The sequence below is a fragment of the Ideonella paludis genome (assembly GCF_018069865.1).
Classification (GTDB): Bacteria; Pseudomonadota; Gammaproteobacteria; order Burkholderiales; family Burkholderiaceae_C; genus Ideonella; species Ideonella paludis.
This window is the reverse complement of record NZ_JAGQDG010000003.1, coordinates 507,155-524,751: the sequence shown is the minus strand read 5'-3', so window position 1 is coordinate 524,751 and position 17,597 is coordinate 507,155. Positions and strand designations below refer to the sequence as shown.

At 65.4% G+C, this 17,597-nt stretch carries 15 protein-coding genes; 6 read left to right on the top strand and 9 right to left on the bottom strand.

Annotation, left to right across the window (positions count from 1 at the left end):
• Positions 1-30: 30 nt before the first annotated feature.
• The gene (locus tag KAK11_RS10170) at positions 31-1,149 is read left to right on the top strand and encodes a hypothetical protein (protein ID WP_210808858.1); all 1,119 of its coding nucleotides are present in this window, start codon (positions 31-33) and stop codon (positions 1,147-1,149) included.
• Between the two features lie 3 nt (positions 1,150-1,152).
• Positions 1,153-1,773 carry an ABC transporter ATP-binding protein gene (locus KAK11_RS10165; RefSeq protein ID WP_210808857.1) on the top strand — a complete coding sequence of 207 codons (621 nt, stop codon included), beginning with the start codon at positions 1,153-1,155 and terminating at the stop codon, positions 1,771-1,773.
• 64 nt (positions 1,774-1,837) lie between these two features.
• Here the strand turns inward: KAK11_RS10165 and rlmH are convergent, their stop codons facing one another.
• Genes rlmH through KAK11_RS10120 form a run of 9 tightly spaced genes read right to left on the bottom strand, consistent with a single transcriptional unit; the run spans position 1,838 to position 9,281 of the window.
• Positions 1,838-2,305 (bottom strand): 23S rRNA (pseudouridine(1915)-N(3))-methyltransferase RlmH, encoded by a 468-nt coding sequence (rlmH, locus tag KAK11_RS10160; protein WP_210808856.1) that lies wholly within the window; start codon positions 2,303-2,305, stop codon positions 1,838-1,840.
• A gap of 35 nt (positions 2,306-2,340) precedes the next feature.
• The gene (gene rsfS, locus KAK11_RS10155) at positions 2,341-3,270 is read right to left on the bottom strand and encodes a ribosome silencing factor (RefSeq protein ID WP_210808855.1); all 930 of its coding nucleotides are present in this window, start codon (positions 3,268-3,270) and stop codon (positions 2,341-2,343) included.
• Positions 3,271-3,918, bottom strand: a complete 648-nt coding sequence (gene nadD, locus KAK11_RS10150) for a nicotinate-nucleotide adenylyltransferase (protein ID WP_210808854.1) — start codon at positions 3,916-3,918, stop codon at positions 3,271-3,273.
• Positions 3,915-4,847 (bottom strand): oxygen-dependent coproporphyrinogen oxidase, encoded by a 933-nt coding sequence (gene hemF / locus KAK11_RS10145; protein WP_210808853.1) that lies wholly within the window; start codon positions 4,845-4,847, stop codon positions 3,915-3,917. Before hemF ends, nadD begins: the two co-directional genes overlap by 4 nt.
• Before the next feature lie 15 nt (positions 4,848-4,862).
• Positions 4,863-5,534 carry a 1-acyl-sn-glycerol-3-phosphate acyltransferase gene (locus KAK11_RS10140; RefSeq protein WP_210808851.1) on the bottom strand — a complete coding sequence of 224 codons (672 nt, stop codon included), beginning with the start codon at positions 5,532-5,534 and terminating at the stop codon, positions 4,863-4,865.
• Positions 5,506-6,798, bottom strand: a complete 1,293-nt coding sequence (gene purD, locus KAK11_RS10135; RefSeq protein ID WP_210808849.1) for a phosphoribosylamine--glycine ligase — start codon at positions 6,796-6,798, stop codon at positions 5,506-5,508. The genes KAK11_RS10140 and purD overlap by 29 nt, the downstream gene beginning before the upstream one ends.
• Positions 6,799-6,831: 33 nt before the next feature.
• Positions 6,832-7,590 (bottom strand): sulfatase-like hydrolase/transferase, encoded by a 759-nt coding sequence (locus tag KAK11_RS10130; RefSeq protein ID WP_210808847.1) that lies wholly within the window; start codon positions 7,588-7,590, stop codon positions 6,832-6,834.
• Positions 7,587-8,540, bottom strand: a complete 954-nt coding sequence (locus KAK11_RS22185) for a sulfatase-like hydrolase/transferase (RefSeq protein WP_210808845.1) — start codon at positions 8,538-8,540, stop codon at positions 7,587-7,589. The genes KAK11_RS10130 and KAK11_RS22185 overlap by 4 nt, the downstream gene beginning before the upstream one ends.
• A gap of 15 nt (positions 8,541-8,555) precedes the next feature.
• A complete protein-coding gene (locus KAK11_RS10120) occupies positions 8,556-9,281 on the bottom strand; it encodes a YebC/PmpR family DNA-binding transcriptional regulator (RefSeq protein ID WP_210808843.1) in 726 nt (241 codons plus the stop codon).
• Between the two features lie 93 nt (positions 9,282-9,374).
• On the opposite strand from KAK11_RS10120, the gene KAK11_RS10115 reads away from it, so the two are divergent.
• The 4 genes from KAK11_RS10115 (at position 9,375) to KAK11_RS10100 (ending at position 17,302) form a co-directional block, all read left to right on the top strand.
• Positions 9,375-10,934 (top strand): helicase HerA-like domain-containing protein, encoded by a 1,560-nt coding sequence (locus tag KAK11_RS10115; protein WP_210808841.1) that lies wholly within the window; start codon positions 9,375-9,377, stop codon positions 10,932-10,934.
• Between the two features lie 98 nt (positions 10,935-11,032).
• Positions 11,033-12,115 carry a sensor histidine kinase gene (locus KAK11_RS10110; RefSeq protein ID WP_210808839.1) on the top strand — a complete coding sequence of 361 codons (1,083 nt, stop codon included), beginning with the start codon at positions 11,033-11,035 and terminating at the stop codon, positions 12,113-12,115.
• Entirely contained in the window at positions 12,112-12,930 is an 819-nt protein-coding gene (locus KAK11_RS10105) for a LytR/AlgR family response regulator transcription factor (protein ID WP_210808837.1), read from the top strand. The genes KAK11_RS10110 and KAK11_RS10105 overlap by 4 nt, the downstream gene beginning before the upstream one ends.
• Before the next feature lie 259 nt (positions 12,931-13,189).
• Positions 13,190-17,302 (top strand): pilus assembly protein, encoded by a 4,113-nt coding sequence (locus tag KAK11_RS10100; RefSeq protein WP_210808835.1) that lies wholly within the window; start codon positions 13,190-13,192, stop codon positions 17,300-17,302.
• Positions 17,303-17,597 lie beyond the last annotated feature (295 nt).

Genomic DNA, 17,597 nt, shown 5'->3' with positions numbered 1-17,597 from the left:
GGCTTTGGCCGTTGCGCTTTAATGGTCGCCATGGCCGACCTGCCCTCCCTGAGCTATCCCCGCCTGCGCCGCCTGGCCGTGCAGGCGGCGGTGCTGCGGGCGCTGCGGCGTTGGGGCATGTGGGGGCTGATGGCGCTGGGCCTGCTGGCAGCCGTCAGCAACACGCCCGAGGTGGCGCTGGCCGGGCTGGCGATGATGCTGGTGCCGCTGTGGTGGTCGAGCGGCCAAAGCGGTGGCATGGGCTGGCTGCAATGGGCCGGCGTCACGCTGCTGTATGCGCTGCTGGGCTGGGCATGGCTGCGGGCGTGGCGCTCGGCGGTGTGGCCCGCGCATTGGCGCGCCGCCGAAGCCAGCCTGCCGCTGCCCATGGCCTGTGTGCAGCGCACCGACCGGCACATGCTGGCGGTGGTGCTGGCCCCCTGGGCCGTGCTGCTGTTCACCGCCTGGGGCTTGCTGTGGGCTTGGCAGCCCGGCCCGGCATGGGCGCAGGCCAGCCGCGCGGCCTTGGGCCTGAGCCTGGCCTTGGGGTTGGGGCTGGCGGCGGCTGAACGCAGCCTGCGCCGCTGGCGGTGCCTTGCCCCACCGACGTGGGCGGGCGCTGCGCCAGCAAGCCCCAGGCCCACCACCTCTTGGTCACCTCGGCCGGCGGGTTGGGCCTTGGTGCTGGCCCCGCTGCTGCGTGGCTCTGCGCCGCTCAGCCTGCAGGCCTTGAGCGTGGGCCTGCTGATGCCCGCGTTAGCACTGGGTGGGGCCGCGTGGAGCCCCCACTGGGCCACCGCTTGGCTGTGTGGCGCCACCGCGGTGGCCCTGGTCTGCACCGCGCTGACCTTGCGCCGCTTGACACTCGAGTTGGCCGCGCTGCAGGCGGCCAGCACGGCGCTGCCATTGCCGCCAACGGTCTGGCATCACTGGCAGCGCGGAGTGGCTGCGCTGCCTGTGGCGTTGTGGGTGCTGTGCCTGGGGCTGGCCCTGGCCACGGCCACGCTGCCGCTACGCCCCGGGCCCACCCTGGGCTTGATGCTGTGCTTGGCGGTCGCAGGGGGCTTGGAGACGCATTGGCCGGTCAGCAAACCCGAGCACCACGCCAGCCGCTGGCTCTTGATGCTGTGCCTGTGCCTGGCCTGGGCCAGCGAACTCACCCCGACTTGATTCATGTCTTCACACCCACTCGGGCTGACCGTCAGCCACCTGATTTTTGGCTTCTCCCAGCGTCTGCTGTTGGCCGATTGGTCGGCCCACTTCGGCCCCGGCCTGACCTGGGTGCAGGGGCCCAATGGCTGTGGCAAGTCCACCCTGCTGCGCTTGATGGGCGGTGCGATCGCGCCCCAAGGCGGCACGCTCAGCATCAACGGTTGCCACGCGAGCCAAGACCCGCTGGCCTATCGCCAACAGGTGCTGTGGTTGGGGCCAGACCGCATTGCGTTCGACCACCTCAAGCCCTTGGAGTGGGCCGGCTTCATGGCCGGGCTCTACCCGCGCTTTGACCGCGCGGCTTTTGAGCAGCACTGGGACGCATTTGCGCTGGCCCCGCACCAACACCAGCGCATTGCGGCGCTCTCGACGGGCACGCAGCGCAAGCTGGCATTGGCGGTGGCCTGGGCTGCCCAGACGCCGGCACTGCTGCTCGATGAGCCGCTCTCAGGCCTGGATGCTGCCGCGCTGGCCCATGCCCAAGCCGTGTTGGCTGTGCGAGCGCAATCAACCGAAATGGTGACGGTGATCGCCAGCCATGAAGCGCTGCAGGCGACCGATGTCAGGGTCTTGGGTCTTTGAAGGCCCGCCTTCCATCACCTCATCTCTGCCTGTATGCCAATGCAGGCGCCGAGGATCTTGCGGGTCACTCTCGGTGATAGGGGTGGCCGTTGCGCAGGGTCCAGGCGCGGTAGAGCGCCTCGGCCAGCATCACGCGCACAAAGGCGTGGGGCAAGGTCAGGTCAGACAGCCGCAGGGTTTCGTCCGCTGTGGCCTTGAGGCTGGGATGCAGGCCGTCCGGCCCGCCAATGAAGAAGGCCACATCGCGGCCGTCGCCCAGCCAGAACTCCATGCGCTCGGCCAGTTGCACCGTGGTCATGCGGGTGCCGCGCTCGTCCAGCACCACGCGGCGCACGCCTTTGGGCACGGCAGCTTCGAGGCGTTGGGCTTCGGCCGCCATCATCTGCTCTGCGGAGCGTGAGCCGCGCGGCTCGGCCTTGACGGCCTTGAGCACCAAACGCGCTTCCGCTGGGAAGCGCTTGGCAAAGTCGTCATAAGCGGCGTCCGCCCAGGCGGGCTGACGCTGGCCCACCGCGGCGAGGATGATCTGCATAAAGCTCGCCTACGGTGAGCGCCTCACGAAAGCCGTTAGGCCTTGCGCTTGGGCGCCAGCTTGCCTGCGGTGACCGTCACGGCCTTGCGAGCCGCCGTCTTGGCCGGTGCCTTGGCGGCGGCCTTAGGTGCCGCTTTCGGTGCGGCTTTGGCGGGTGCCGCCTTAGGCGCTGCAACCTTGGCGGCGGGGCGGCTGCTGCCGGTCTTGGCCGCCACCTTGGCGGCAGCGGCCTTGAGCGGCGCCTTGGAGGCCGACTTGGTCACCTTCTTGCCGCTGGCCAGCACCACCACGGTGGTCACGGGCTCGGCAGCCTTGCGGCGGGTGGCAGGCGCCTTGGCGGCGGCTGTCTTGGCCGCCGCCGTGGTGCCCACGCTGACCTTGCGCGGTGCGCTGGGCTTGGCGGCCACTTTGGCCGCGGCCTTGGCCGGCGCAGCCTTGCCGGCAGCCGTTTTGCTCGCAGCGGCACCCAGGGCCGCTTTGCCGGCCGCCGAGGAGGCGGTGGACGCAGCCTTGCCCGGCTTGGCCGCTTTGGCATTGAGCGTCTTGCGCGCCACTTTCTTGGCGGGCTTGGCCTCGTCCTCGTCGTCCTCTGCGCCCTCGGCCTTGACCAGGCCCTTGGCAGCGCCCAGCTTGACGTTGACGGGCTTGCCGCCCCAGATTTCTTCGAGGTTGTAGTAGGCGCGGATGGCCGGCTGCATGATGTGGGCCACCGCCGCACCGCAGTCGACGATGATCCACTCACCGTTGTCCTCGCCTTCGGTGCGCATGATCTGCAGGCCCCGGCCCTTGACCGTCTCGCGCACGCTGGAGGCCAGCGCTTTGGTCTGACGGTTGCTGGTGCCTGAGGCGATGATCACGCGCTCAAAAAGCGCCGAGAGATGCTCGGTGTTGTAGACGACGATGTCTTGGGCCTTGACGTCTTCGAGAGCGTCGACGATGGCGCGTTGGAGTTTACGAATGTCCATTCAGGGTGTGCCCTGGTAAAGGTGGTGATGGTCAATATAGCGCGCAACTCGGGTGCCGACCAGCGAATCCACCGGCTCGCCAGCCTTCACCCGCGCGCGGATCTGGGTTGAACTGATATCCAGCCTGGGCAAAGGCAGGGGCATGATGCGGTGTGGCAGCCCTGCCAGCACCTCGGAAGGCTCAGGCGCTTGCCCTTCTCGGCCCGCCACGGCCAAGGTCACCGCCGCCAGCAACTCGGCCGCCCCATGCCAGGTGTGAAGCCGGGCATATTGGTCTTGGCCGATGATGAGCACGATTTCCGCACCGGGGTGTTCAGCCTGCAATTGTCTGACAGTCACCAAGGTGTAGCTCGGGCCGCTGCGTTGGATCTCGCGCTCATCGAGTGCAAAGCCCGGCTCGCCGGCGATCAGCTCGGCCACCATGGCCGCGCGGTGCGGGCCGTGCGAGACCTCTTGCCCGGCCTTTTGCCAAGGCTGGCCGGCCGGCACCCACAGCACCTTGGCGAGGCCCAATTGCTCAAAGGCCAAGCGGGCCAGGGCCAGGTGGGCCAGGTGCGGCGGGTTGAAGCTGCCACCGAACAAGCCGATGGGCTGCACGGGGCCGTCCTCCAGGCCCGCCTCTGCACTCAGCCCCTCTGGCTGCGTCATGCGTCAGGGGCCCAGGCGGCCCAATCACGCGGCCGCAGGAAGTCGGTGTAGAGCCGGGCCTCGGGCGTGCCCGGCTCGGGCGCCCACTGGTAGCGCCACTTCACCTCGGGCGGCATGGACATCAGGATGGCTTCAGTACGCCCGCCCGACTGCAGGCCGAACAAAGTGCCGCGGTCAAACACCAGGTTGAACTCGACATAGCGGCCACGGCGGTAGGCTTGGAAGTCCCGCTCGCGCTCGCCATAGGGCGTGTCGCGACGCGCCTGGGCAATAGGCACCCAAGCGTCCAAGAACGCATCGCCGACCGCGCGAGTCATGGCAAAGCTGCCCTCGGTGCCCAGCTCGGCAAAGTCATCAAAAAACACGCCGCCAATGCCGCGCGGCTCTTGGCGATGCTTTAAGAAGAAGTATTCGTCGCACCAGGTCTTGAAGCGCGGAAAGAGACCCTCGCCAAAGGGTGCCAGTGCCTTTTGGCAGGTGCGGTGGAAATGCGCCGCGTCTTCTTCTTGGCCGTAATAGGGCGTGAGGTCCATGCCGCCGCCAAACCACAGCACAGGTTCGCGCCCTGCCGGCTTGGCCAGGAAGCAGCGCACGTTCATGTGCACGGTCGGCACATAGGGGTTGCGGGGGTGAAAGACCAAGGACACGCCCATGGCTTCAAAGGGTGCGCCCGCCAGCTCGGGCCGGTGCTGGGTGGCCGACGGCGGCATGGCCGGGCCGCGCACATGGCTGAAGTTGCAGCCGCCGCGCTCCAGCAGGCCGCCGTTTTCGACCAGGCGGGTGATGCCGTCGCCTTGCAGGCGCTCTTCCGGGCCGCGCGTCCAGGCATCGGTCACAAAGGGCGTGCCGTCCAGGGCTTCAGCCCGGCTGACGATGCGCTCTTGCAGGCCCAAGAAATAGGCGCGCAGCGCGGAAGAATCAAAACTCACATCAGCCTCGCTGTGTCATTTAAAACGAACCGGCCCGGCCAAGGCGGGCCGCTTGCCTTGCACATCGGCGTAGTAGGCGGCGATGAGCGGCAGGTCAATATCGGGGTTGCCGCTCAGGCGCAAGAAGTGGTCGACGCCCACGCGCTTGCGCTTGAAGTCGAACACCACCAAGCCCACCGGCACCTGGGCTTGCACGGCGACTTGGTAGAAGCCGGACTTCCAGTAAGGCACGTAGCTGCGCGTGCCCTCGGGCGTGACGGCCAGCCACAAGAGCTGGTCTTGAGCCTTGGCGGCGTTGAAGCGGTCGACCATGGAGCCGACCATGCCGTTGGCGCTGCTGCGGTCGACAGGCAGGCCCCCAAGCCAGCGCATCCAAGCGCCAAACACCGGCACCTTGAACAAGCTGTCCTTGCCCCAGAACTTGACCTGCATGCCCGTGCCCCACTTCAGCAGCAGGCCGATGACAAAGTCCCAGTTGGAGGTGTGCGGGTAGCCCAGAAAAACGCCCTGCTGGCTGGGCAGGCCTTGCCACACCAACTCCCAGCCCGCGAGCTTGAGCAAGGCGCGCGCCACGCCAAACCCTCGGGTTTGAATCGGCCGCTCTGTCAGCCACGGCGACAGCGCCACGGTTTGCGGCGTGCTGGCTGAGGCGGCGCGCTCAGCGCTTGATGAGGGCGCGGTGTCCAATGTCTGTGCGCCACTGCGCCCCGTTGAATTGAATCGGCGCCAGCGCGGCATAAGCATGCTGCTGGGCGGCTTTGACGCTGTCACCCAAGGCGGTGACGCACAAGACACGACCGCCGGTGACGGTGAGCTCACCGCCCTGCCAGGCCGTGCCGGCGTGGAACACCACCGCGTCCTCGGTGCCCGCCGGGTTGGCGGGCAGGCCGGTGATGACATCACCCTTGCGCGGTGCAGCGGGGTAGCCGGCGGCAGCCATCACCACGCCCAGCGCCACGCGGCGGTCCCATTGCAGCTCGACCTGGTCCAGCGTGCCGTCGGTGGCATGCAGCAGCACGTCCACCAGATCGCTCTTCAAGCGCATCATGATGGGCTGGGTTTCGGGGTCGCCCATGCGGGTGTTGAACTCCAGGGTCTTGACCTGGCCTTCGGGCGAGATCATCAGCCCGGCATAGAGGAAGCCCGTGAACGGCACCCCGTCTTTGGCCATGCCCGCAATGGTGGGCAAGATGATCTCTTGCATGGCCCGCGCATGTACATTGGGCGTGACCACCGGTGCGGGCGAATAAGCGCCCATGCCGCCGGTGTTGGGGCCGGTGTCACCGTCGCCAATGCGCTTGTGGTCTTGGCTGGTGGCCAGGGGCAGCACGTTCTTGCCATCGCACAGCACGATGAAGCTGGCTTCCTCGCCTTGCAAAAATTCTTCAATCACCACCCGCGCGCCGCCGGCGTTGTGCACCACGCCCAGGGTGTTGTCCTCGAGCATGAAGCGCACGGCTTCGTGGGCCTCGTCCAGGCTCATCGCCACGACCACGCCCTTGCCCGCCGCCAAGCCGTCGGCCTTGACCACAATCGGCGCACCGATCTTGTCGATGTAAGCATGGGCCTCGGCCGGGTCCGAGAAGGTGCCGTAAGCCGCCGTGGGGATGCCATGGCGCGCCATGAAAGCCTTGGCAAAGGCCTTGGAGCTCTCCAACTGGGCCGCCGCCTGGGTGGGGCCAAAGATGCGCAGGCCGCGGGCCCGGAAGATATCGACCACGCCTTGCGACAGCGGCGCTTCGGGGCCCACCACCGTCAAGCCCACTTTGTTCTCCAGGGCAAAGTCGGCCAGCAAATGCGGGTCAGTGATGGCCAGGTTGCTCAGGCGCTTGTCCAGCGCCGTGCCGCCGTTGCCCGGTGCCACAAACACCTGCTGCACTTTGTCGCTGGCGGCCAGCTTCCAGGCCAGGGCGTGCTCGCGGCCGCCGCTGCCGATGACGAGAATGTTCATGGTCTTGCCAGATGGATGAGTCGAAAAAAGGGGTCAATGTCGAAAATCGGGGACCGCCGTTGCAAGCGCCGGGGGCTGCCACTGGTAGAGGGGGTGGGTGACATCGCGGGACGGATCGTACCCGCTCCACTCCAAACCCAACAGAGAGACCAAGGTCATGCCCAGCCAATCCCCCCGCACTGGCTGCTGCGTGATGGCCTCGGGCCACAGGCCGCGATCGCGCCACACGACCAAAGGAATGCGATAGCCTGCCGGCGTGCTGGGGCTGTGCCCCGTGTGATTGCGTTGATGCCCGACTTCTTGGCCATGGTCTGACACCATGATCCAGGTGGCCGGCCCCTTTGAGGCCTGGGCCTGCGTCAGAGTCAAGAGGCGGGAAAGCACTTGGTCGTGGTAGCGCAAGCTGGTGTCGTAGTCATGGCGCAAGTGCCGTATCCAAGGCCAGCGCCCTTGCTCGCGCATCTGCTGTGCCACGGCGTCATTGTCGCCGAACTTCTCGAACGACTCGGGGAAGCGGGCGCTGTAGTGAGGGTGCGCGCCCAGGAGGTGAACCACCACCAGCTTATGTTTGGCCCCTCGCGCCAGCGCTTGCTCGACATAGGGCAGCACGACCTCGTCCAGCGACTTGCTGGCCCGGCCCGGCGTGTGATTGGGGTAGGCCTGCTCCTGGGCCAGAGCGCCATGGCGCTGCTGGATGGCCAAGTCATCGTGGTTGCTGATCCAATGCACCTCATAGCCCGCTGCGCGAGCCAGCGCCAGCACATCTTGCGCCGCCGGCGGCTGGGCATTCACCGCCAAAGCCGTGGGCGTCCTGGAGGCCTGGAGGCCTGGAGCCGCAGCATGCTGGGTATTGTCATCAGCGTGTTGGCCGCCACCGACCACGCGTTGCGCATGATGCTCAGCTGGCTCTTCTCCTGATCCAGCAAGGGGGTGGTCGGCCGGCCGTAGCCATACAGGCTCAAGTTGTCGCGGTTGACACTGTCGGTGATCACCAGCATGACGGTGCGTGGCGCATCCGGCGCGATGGTCACGCCGCTCGACTGCCCAGCGCTCAGCCAAGCATCCCGCTGCAGCTCCCAGTCATGCCAGGTGGCACGGGTGTCGGCCACCACCACTGACCACGCGGGCCACCACAGCACCGGGTGCAGGCGTCGCCATGGCTTGCTAGCATAGGCCGCCAACATCAGCAGAACCAACAGGGCCCCCAACAGCCGCCGCGCTTGCTCCCATGTCGGCGCCTTGAGCCCCCCGCTCCAGCGCGCCCAGCGGGCCCCGGCTGCCAGGGCCTGTGGCGCCGCCCACAGCAGCACGGCCCAGACCACCAGGCCGAACAGGCCCCAGCCCAGCAATCGAACCTTGGCGTGCTGCAGGTACTCGGCGGTCTCTTCGGCTGCCGTGTTGGCCACCGCCATCAACATCTTGGCGCTGTCCGGCGCACTGCCATAAGCCTGCCAGAGGTAGGCCCTGACCACAGCGTCAGCCACGAATGCGGCCACCCACAGCGCCAGGACGGCGCGGCGCAGCCAAAGGCCCGTCGCAGCCCGGGGCTGCCATCGCCCCAGCAGCAGCCAAGCCGGCAGCGCCAGCACCGCCAGTTTGGTGGCCTGCAAGGCAGACAGCGACAGCGCGTACAAGGCCCAGATCAGGCCGATGCTCACCAGCAGCCACAGGCCTTCAACCCAGGCGGAAGTGGCGTGTGCAGCCCGGGGCAGCGCGAGCGGGTGGGCTTCAGGCTGCGGCACTGAAGAGACCGGGCTTCACTCGTCCAACTCTGCGTTGTGGAACACGTCTTGGACGTCGTCCAGATCTTCGATCACATCCAGCAGCTTCTGCATCCGGGCGGCGTCATCACCCGCCAGCGCGATGGTGTTCTCCGCCCGCATGGTCACCTCGGCGATCTCTGCGGCCAAGCCAGCGGCTTCGAGCGCCTTTTTCACGGCTTCAAAGTCAGTGGGGGCACACAGCACTTCAATCGAGCCATCGTCACCGGTCACCACGTCTTCAGCGCCAGCCTCCAAAGCCACTTCCATGACCTTGTCTTCGGAGGTGCCCGGCGCAAACACCAACTGGCCGCAGTGCTTGAACTGGAAGGCCACCGAGCCCTCGGTGCCGAGGTTGCCGCCGTGCTTGCTGAAGGCGTGGCGCACTTCGGCCACGGTGCGGACACGGTTGTCCGTCATGCAGTCCACGATGATGGCCGCGCCGCCAATGCCATAGCCTTCGTAGCGGATTTCCTCGTAGGTCACGCCGTCGAGGTTGCCCGTGGCTTTATCGACATTGCGCTTGATGTTGTCGGCCGGCATATTGGCCGCCTTGGCCTTTTCAATGGCCAAACGCAAGCGTGGGTTCATGGCCACGTCGCCGCCGCCTTGGCGCGCAGCGACGATGATTTCACGGGTGATGCGGGTCCAAACCTTGCCGCGCTTTTCGTCTTGACGGCCTTTACGGTGTTGGATATTGGCCCATTTGGAATGCCCTGCCATGGCGTATTTCTCCTGCCAGCGCCCAGGGGCCTGGCGATGCAGTGTTCTTGGATAGACTCTGATTTTCTCACTCTTTCTGCGTGGAGACCGCTTGTGGCTGATCCGATCCTTGTTGCCCAGCATGGCGATGTTGCCTGCCACCTCCTGCCGCAACTGGCCAACCGCCATGGCCTGATCACCGGGGCCACCGGCACCGGCAAGACCATCACCTTGCAAAACCTGGCTGAGAACTTCTCCAAGCTGGGCGTGCCGGTGTTCCTGGCCGACGTCAAGGGCGACCTGACCGGCATCTCGCAGCGCGGCAGCATCTCTGAGAAGCTGGCCGGCATCCTCAAAGAGCGCGCCCTGCCCACCCCCGAGCCCCTGGCCTGCCCCACCACGCTGTGGGATGTGTTTGGCGAGGCCGGACACCCCGTGCGCGCCACCATCTCGGACATGGGCCCGCTGCTGCTGGCCCGCATGCTGGCCCTGAACGAGACGCAAGCCGGCGTGCTGAGCCTGGTGTTCAAGGTGGCCGACGACAACGGCCTGCTGCTGCTGGACCTCAAAGACCTGCGCGCCATGCTGCAGTACGTGGGCGACAACAGCAGCCAGTTCACCACCGAATACGGCAACATCAGCCCGGCCAGCATCGGCGCCATTCAGCGCGGCTTGCTGCAGATTGAAGAGCAAGGCGGCGACAAGTTCTTCGGCGAGCCCATGCTCAACATCGCCGACTTCATGCAAACGGTGCAAGGCCAAGGTGTCATCAACATCCTGGCCGCCGACAAGCTGATGAACGCGCCCCGGCTCTACGCCACCTTCTTGCTGTGGATGCTGTCGGAGCTGTTCGAGACCCTGCCCGAGGTGGGTGACCTGGACAAGCCCAAGCTGGTGTTCTTCTTCGACGAAGCCCACCTCTTGTTCAAAGATGCCCCGGCCGCCCTGGTCGAGCGCATTGAGCTGGTGGTCCGCTTGGTGCGCTCCAAGGGCGTGGGCGTCTACTTTGTGACGCAAAACCCGCTGGACGTGCCCGACACCGTGCTGGGCCAGCTGGGCAACCGGGTGCAGCACGCGCTGCGCGCCTTCACGCCGCGCGACCAAAAGGCCGTCAAGAGCGCGGCTGAAACCATGCGCGCCAACCCTGGGCTGGACATTGCCACCGTCATCACCGAGTTGGGTGTGGGCGAAGCCTTGATCAGCTTCTTGGACGCCAAGGGCCGCCCCAGCGTGACCGAGCGCGTGTTTGTGCTGCCGCCGGGCAGCCAGATCGGCCCCATCACCGCGGCGCAGCGCCAGCAGTTGTTGCAGCAGTCCCTGGTCGCGGGTGTCTATGAGAAGACCGTCGACCGCGAATCGGCCTATGAAAAGCTCAAGGGCGGCGCAACGACCGCCAGCGGCGCCAGTGGCGGCTTGGCCCAAGAAGCCGCGAACGCCACCAAGGGCGGCATGATGGACGCCGCCAAGGGCGCGGCCGAAGAGGCCAGTGGCGGCCTAATGGGCGGCCTGAGCGACCTGCTCTTTGGCTCCACCGGCCCGCGCGGCGGCCAGCGGGATGGCCTGGCCCAGATGGCGGCCAAGTCGGCCATCCGCACCATGGGCACCGCGGTGGGCCGCGAGATCATTCGCGGCGTGCTGGGCGGCATTCTGGGCGGCGGCAGCAAGCGGCGCTGACACCACTGGCGCCAGCCCCGGCAGGGTTAGCGCCCACCTGCGACCCTTCATCGCATCCAGGCCAGAAACCAGCGGGGCCTATGGCACCATGCGTGCCGATGCAGCCTGACCCTTGCTCCCCCCAAGTCATTTCCTTCTGGCCGGACTACCTTAAAAGCCTCCCCGCCACGCAAGCCCTGTGCTTGGTCGTGGCGTTGGTGCTGGCCCTGCTGGGCACGCCTTGGTGGCCTGCCGCACTGTATTCGCTGCTGATCGGCAACCTCTGCGCCTTGTTCATCAACCTGGGCCTGCGCGGCATCAGCCTCTACCGGGCCCGTCGCGGCCACCCCACCCAGGACGGCTGGCCCAATGCGCTGACCACCGGCGTGTTGATCGTGGCCAGCGTGCTGGGCGGCATGATCATTGGCTCGCGCGTCGGCGATGCGCTCTTGGGTCACACCACCAACTGGCTCAGCCCCAGCCTGCACACCTGGGGCGTGATCTTTGCGATCTCCTTGCTGCCTTCGCTGGCCGGGACCTGGCTGTTCCGCAGCCGTGCGCGCCTGGCCGCTGCGCAAGCGGAGGCCGAACAAGCCCTGCGCCACGCCACCGAGGCCAAGCTGCGCCTGCTGGAGAGCCAGTTAGAGCCGCACATGCTCTTCAACACCTTGGCCAACTTGCGCGCCTTGATCGGGCTGGACCCGCAAGAGGCTCAGCACATGCTGGACCGCCTGATCGACTACCTGCGCGCCACGCTGAATGCCAGCCGCAGCCCCGCCCATGCGGTGTCGGCCGAGGTCGCCCGCTTGCAAGACTACTTGGCCCTGATGCAGATCCGCATGGGCTCACGCCTCACCGTAGAGTTTGATGTGGCGCCCGACGCCGCTGCCCTGCCCATGCCGCCCCTGCTCCTGCAGCCCTTGGTGGAAAACGCCATCAAGCATGGCCTGGAGCCACACCGGCCCGGCGGCTTGCTGCGGGTGTCTGCCCACCGCGAGGGTGAGTTGCTGCGCTTGCGTGTGGAAGACTCGGGCGCTGGCTTGGCTGCCCGGCCCAGCAACGCGCCCGGCTCGGGCTTTGGCCTGACCCAGATTCGCGAACGCCTGGCCACGCTGCACGGCGCCGCCGCCCACTTCAGCCTGCAGCCCCGCGAGGGCGGCGGCACGGTGGCTCAGATCGACCTCCCTGTGACCGCGACATGACACTCACTGCGCTGATCGCCGAAGACGAGCCCCTGCTCGCCCGTGCCTTGCAAACCGAATTGGCCCGGGCCTGGCCCGAGTTGCGCGTGGTGGCGCTGGCCCAAGATGGCGACGAGGCGGTCAGCCTGGCGCTGCAGCATCAGCCCACGGTCTTGTGGCTGGACATTCGCATGCCCGGCCGCGATGGCCTGGAAGCAGCCCAAGCCATCATCGAAGAGTGGCCCAGTGATCGCCCCTTGCCGCTGATCGTGTTTGTGACGGCCTACGACCACTATGCCTTGCAGGCCTTTGAGCGGGCCGCGGCCGACTATCTGCTCAAGCCCGTACAGCCGGAGCGACTGAAGGCCTGTTGCGAGCGACTGCAAGCTCGTCTCAACCCGCCTGCGCCCGCCCCCTCCTCGGCCGTAGCCGAGCCCCACGAAGACGCCCACTTGCTGGCCCGTTTGCGCGCCTTGTTGAGCACCTCGGCGGCCCCGTCGGCCAGCCCGGAACGCCTGCAAGTGCTGCAGGTTTCGCAGGGCGCAAATATTAGCTTGGTGCCGGTCGACGAAGTGATTTACTTCGAAGCTGCCGATAAATATGTGCGGGTGCTCACTGCCGACAAAGAGCATTTGATCCGTCTGTCGCTCCGAGAATTAATGGGGCAGTTGGACCCCCAACAGTTTTGGCAGATTCACCGTGGCACGGTGGTGCAGTGGCGTGAGGTGGCGCAAGCCCTGCGCGACGAGACCGGCAAGGTCACCCTGACCCTGCGCCAGCGCCCGGAGCGCTTGGCCGTCAGCCGCATCTATGCGAGCCGCTTCAAGGCCCTGTAGATCGCACGCGCGTGGGCAAAGGCCGCCCAAACTCTCACCCAAAAGAGATTCTCAAGAATAAGGCTATCCCCGCGATATTAAATATCATCGCCGCGGATAGCTATTCTCTGCCACTCAAAATAGAGAGTCACTCATATTACCCGTCGAGTGATGAATATTGACGCTTTGCGGCACCCGTGATTCCCCGCAATGAATGCAGATTTTCGATAATCCGTGGGAGTTCACCAACGGGTGGGCCACAGTTGTCACGGAGTCAATCATGGGTGGGTCGAAATCGGCAGTGTTGAAGGCGATGCGCTGGGCCGTGGGCGTGGCCGGGTGCAGTGTCTTGGTCTGGGCCGTGGCGCAAAGCCAAGTCAAATCCCCCCTGGGCAGCTATCTGGAGATCAGCGGCCAAGTCATTGCCCCCAGCACCTCTCAGGCCATCAACAGCACGTACGACCTGGAGCCCTTTGACACGATTCGCTGGACCAGCTACTTCGACACCCGTATTGCCAGCCCCTTTGAATCCGAGGGCGAGCTGAGCCTGCCCCCCGGCCACGCATGGGTGGCAGGCTCAGTGAAGAAGCCCGCCAACACCAGCCTGCAGTGGCAGGTCAATGGCAACTGGACCGAGACCGAACCAGCCAACGGTGCGCCAGTGACCGCGGTGAAATGGTTTTACAGCACCAAGTTCAAGACGGCCACCGGCACCATCGACAAGTCGGTGAATTTTGCGGGCACCGGGGACGGCTATCGCATCATTCCCTACGGCAGCAATCTGTACGTGGTCAACCACCACTGGGACGGTGGCACCCCCGTGAAATGCCGCAAAGCCGGCGACGGGCAAAACTGCACCAACTGGCCCAGCAACGGCCAAGCCTTGACGCTGGCCAACGGCGGCGCTGGTGGCACACCCAACAACCCGATGGAGGCGCTGAACTACAAGAACGGCGAGATGTTTGTGGGCGTGACGCATGGCACAGGCAGCTACATCACCTGCCTGAACCTCAACACTCGGCAAGCGTGCGGCTCTTGGCGCATCGGCGAAGGCACCAACTACACACAGTTGACCAACTTCAACACCATCGGCAACAAGTACTACGTGCTCAACAACAACAGCCAACTGGTGTGCTTTGACATCGAAAAGCGCGAAGTGTGCGGCAGCACCAGCTATCCGGGCAGCTTCAACGGCTGGGGCACCTCGACGGCGCTGGGCACTCAGCTTTACTTCAGCCCCAACAGCAGCCAACTCTTCTGCCACGATAGCGCCACCGGCCGGGCTTGCGCAGGTTGGCCCAGCGGCGGCGTCAATGCCGGCGGTGGCGCGGGGGCCTACCCTTCCGTCAACGGCGACGGCACACCGCGAGGGGCCTGCACCAGCTCAGGCCAATGCGTGAGCGTCACGGGGCAGGTTTATGACGCTTCGCAGACCTATAGAAACTTCTTGTCCACCTATAACTTTTTGGGCTCGGGCTATCACAACCTGAACGCCATCCAGGGCAGCAAGCTCTATGCCGCAGGCAATGGCCAAGTGGGCTGCTACAACGCCAAAGGCGACACCATGTGCGGCACCTGGGCTGTGTCGGCTCGGGTTCCTTACTCCTCGCACTTCGACCCCACACGCAAGGACTGCCTCTTGGTGATCGGCGACGATGCCAATGCCGCCATTTTTGATGTCAGCGATGGCGGCCCTTGCAAGACCGTCAATATCCCCAAGGAAACCGAGCTGACCTTTGCGCCGCTGCTGGACTACTTCAAGTGCGATGGCAGCCGCTCCAAAGTCACCGCCTGGGGCCAGTTGCGCCTCAGCCCGAGCCTGGCCTGGGGCGGCCAAAGCGGCTTGAGCGATGTGCTGGTCACGCTGCGTGATGGCAAAGGCGCTTTGCTGCCGAACAAGTACACGCCACGGCGCAAGTTCACCTATGGCAGCTACGCCATGGACATCGGCCCCAAGGACGACAAGGACACCGGCGGCATCCCCTATGCCGACTATCCGACGCTCAAGATCACGCTGGAGTTTCAATCGGCCGGGGCCTTGCCCCAGGAAGTTGCGTTTGGCGTGGACTTGACCTATCAGGGCGACCCCATCCAAGTCTGTGTGGCCAGCAAAGCGCCAGCCTCTCCGGAATGCCAAACCAAGGCCGAGGTGGTGCTGAAGAGCCGCGCCATCGACAAACCGCAGCCTGGCTTCTCCGAGGAGCAAAAGGCCAGCAAAGTCATGTCACCCGGCGGCCTGAGCACGGGCTATGCCGCCTTCCCGTCTGCCACCACACCGCGCCTGAACGTCAGCGACCTCGGGCCGCGCGACCCGCGCACGCAGATCGTGCAAGGCCGCTGGTCACTGCAGTATTTCAGCGGCGATCTGTGGGCTTTTAACGTCGATGCCAAGGGACAGATTGACAGCGACCCTGCCAAGATCAAGAAGGCGCAGGACAGCTCCAAGCTCATCTCCCAGCGCAAGTTTCTGGTGGGCTTGCCCACCGATAACAGCAAATTCCTGGGCGTCACCGATCTCGACTGGGCCAAGCTGGCCGAGGTGCAGCGCAACGCGCTGAACCTCAACCATGAGGGTGTGCGCGACAACCAAGGCCTCGGCCGTGTGGCCTATCTCAAGGGCACCGATGCGAGCAACTTCCGCGCTCGCAATGGCTACACCTTGGGCCCGGTCATCAGCTCTGCGCCCGTGATCCTGCCCAACTGGGCGGCAGAGTCTCGGCCTGAAGCCTCCTTCCCAGGCTTCACCAACTACCGCAAGACCGTACTGCGGGACTTCCCCTTGGCGATTTACGGGGGCAATGACGGTGCCCTGCATGCCTACGAAACCCGGGGCGATTCGCTGAGCGAGGCGTGGACCTTTGTGCCCGATGTGATGCTGCGCCGCGCCGCAGACTACAGCGACCTCAACCCCGCCGAGATCCGCAACAAGCCCTACTTCGTGGACAACGTGCCCATCGTCGGCCATGTCAACATGGGCACGGATGCCAGCCCGGATTGGGGCGCAGTGGCCGTCATCCTCTATGGCCGAGGCGCACGCGCCATCACCGCCATCGACATCAGCAAAACGGATCTGAAGCAAGGCCGGGGTGTGATTTTTGAGTACACCAACGCCAGCGCGCCCGACCTCAAAGACCTGGGCAAGATCGTCAGCCAGCCGGACAACGGTGCGGGCATCAGCTCGGCCCAACTGGTCAAGCTGGGTGATGCGCGCAGCGCGGTGCTGGTGGGCAATGGCATCCAGAGCAATGACAGCGAGGACGATGCAGACCAATTCAGCGGCACCGGCACGCCCGTGCTCTACGCCTTCTACCTGGACAAGCCGGGCCAAGGGCCTCGCTACCGGGCTTGGTCATTGAAGAATGTGTGGTCCGGCATCGCGCTAGAGCCCGACCTGGCCTTTGACAACGGCTTGAACACGCCCACGCCTGTGGACATCGACTACGACGGCAAGGTCGACGTGGTCTACGCGGGCGACATGAAGGGCAACCTCTGGCGCTTTGATGTGCGCAACCCGGAGGCCGTGAGCGCCACCCGTCTGTTCAAGACCGAGCTGAAGCAACCCATCAGCCAAGCCCCTTATGTTCAGGTGAACCCCTTGGCCAAGGACTGTGGTGCCCCCGGTGCCAAAGCCAATGCCAAGCGCTGCTGGCAAGTGGTGTTCTCGACCGGCGTGCACCTCTCGCCACTGACAGGCGACGACAACGTCGCCAACCAGGCCATCTACGGCATTCTCGACAAGGGCAAGGGCACCGAAGTGAAGATGCCTGAGCTGGTGCGCAACAGCTACGACACCACCAAGGTCCTCTACCGCAAGGATGACCCGCGCAAAGAAAGCGGCATTGAGTACCGGGCCATGAAGCCCTTGACCGTGGACTACAGCGCCAAACTGGGCTGGCGAGTGGACTTGGGCATTTATGAGCACGGCGTGGGGGCCCCCCGCGTGCAGCCGACCGGCTTGGTGATGTTCTCCTCGCTGCGGCCCACCACGCCGGGCGAAAAGACCAATGTCTGTGTCGGCCCCCGCTCGTGGCTCAATGAGGTGGACCCGTTGCATGGCTACAGCCCCATCGTCGCCTTTGACACCAATGGCGACGGCAATATCGACGGGCAAGACCGCTTTGATCCAGACTCCGACAAACCCCTGTCCCCCACCAGCATGGCCGTCAGTGGCGCGCAATTTGGCCCGCCCGCCATCTTGCGCTCTGCATCCACGCAGTCTCAGCAGATGTCCCTGCTGCTGCCCAGCCTGGGTCAGGACACGGGGCAGGCCCATTCGTGGTCCGGTGGCACCAGCAGCGGCAGCAGCAGCTCGCCCACAGGCTCCAACAGCAAGGCCTTGACCCACGCCAACAAGGCCAACCTGGGCCGCATGACCTGGCGCGAGCGGTACTGACGCCACAACCGGGGTGCTGCGCTGAGCAGCCCCCCCCTGCCCCCATCAACGCCTCACGCCCCCTGGGTGGTGAGGCGTTTTGCATGAAGGCGCGGTCTCTTGCGCTTTAGAGCGTGCAGGGCTGGCCGAAGATGCCAAGGTGAGCACGCGAGATGAATATTCCAACCCAGAAATATATATTTCAATAATGACCCCAATTCCGCAAAAAATCGAGATACCCAAGCTCATATGAACGACACCCAGCCCCCTGACTCACGTTAATGTCAACACTCGCATAAATCAGCCAAAAGCAGGG

Excerpts from the sequence above, each read along its gene's own strand:
- KAK11_RS10170 (WP_210808858.1), top strand. The coding sequence starts at position 31 with ATGGCCGACCTGCCCTCCCTGAGCTATCCCCGCCTGCGCCGCCTGGCC.
- KAK11_RS10165 (WP_210808857.1), top strand. The coding sequence starts at position 1,153 with ATGTCTTCACACCCACTCGGGCTGACCGTCAGCCACCTGATTTTTGGC.
- rlmH (WP_210808856.1), bottom strand. The coding sequence starts at position 2,305 with ATGCAGATCATCCTCGCCGCGGTGGGCCAGCGTCAGCCCGCCTGGGCG.
- rsfS (WP_210808855.1), bottom strand. The coding sequence starts at position 3,270 with ATGGACATTCGTAAACTCCAACGCGCCATCGTCGACGCTCTCGAAGAC.
- nadD (WP_210808854.1), bottom strand. The coding sequence starts at position 3,918 with ATGACGCAGCCAGAGGGGCTGAGTGCAGAGGCGGGCCTGGAGGACGGC.
- purD (WP_210808849.1), bottom strand. The coding sequence starts at position 6,798 with ATGAACATTCTCGTCATCGGCAGCGGCGGCCGCGAGCACGCCCTGGCC.
- KAK11_RS10120 (WP_210808843.1), bottom strand. The coding sequence starts at position 9,281 with ATGGCAGGGCATTCCAAATGGGCCAATATCCAACACCGTAAAGGCCGT.
- KAK11_RS10110 (WP_210808839.1), top strand. The coding sequence starts at position 11,033 with ATGCAGCCTGACCCTTGCTCCCCCCAAGTCATTTCCTTCTGGCCGGAC.
- KAK11_RS10105 (WP_210808837.1), top strand. The coding sequence starts at position 12,112 with ATGACACTCACTGCGCTGATCGCCGAAGACGAGCCCCTGCTCGCCCGT.
- KAK11_RS10100 (WP_210808835.1), top strand. The coding sequence starts at position 13,190 with ATGGGTGGGTCGAAATCGGCAGTGTTGAAGGCGATGCGCTGGGCCGTG.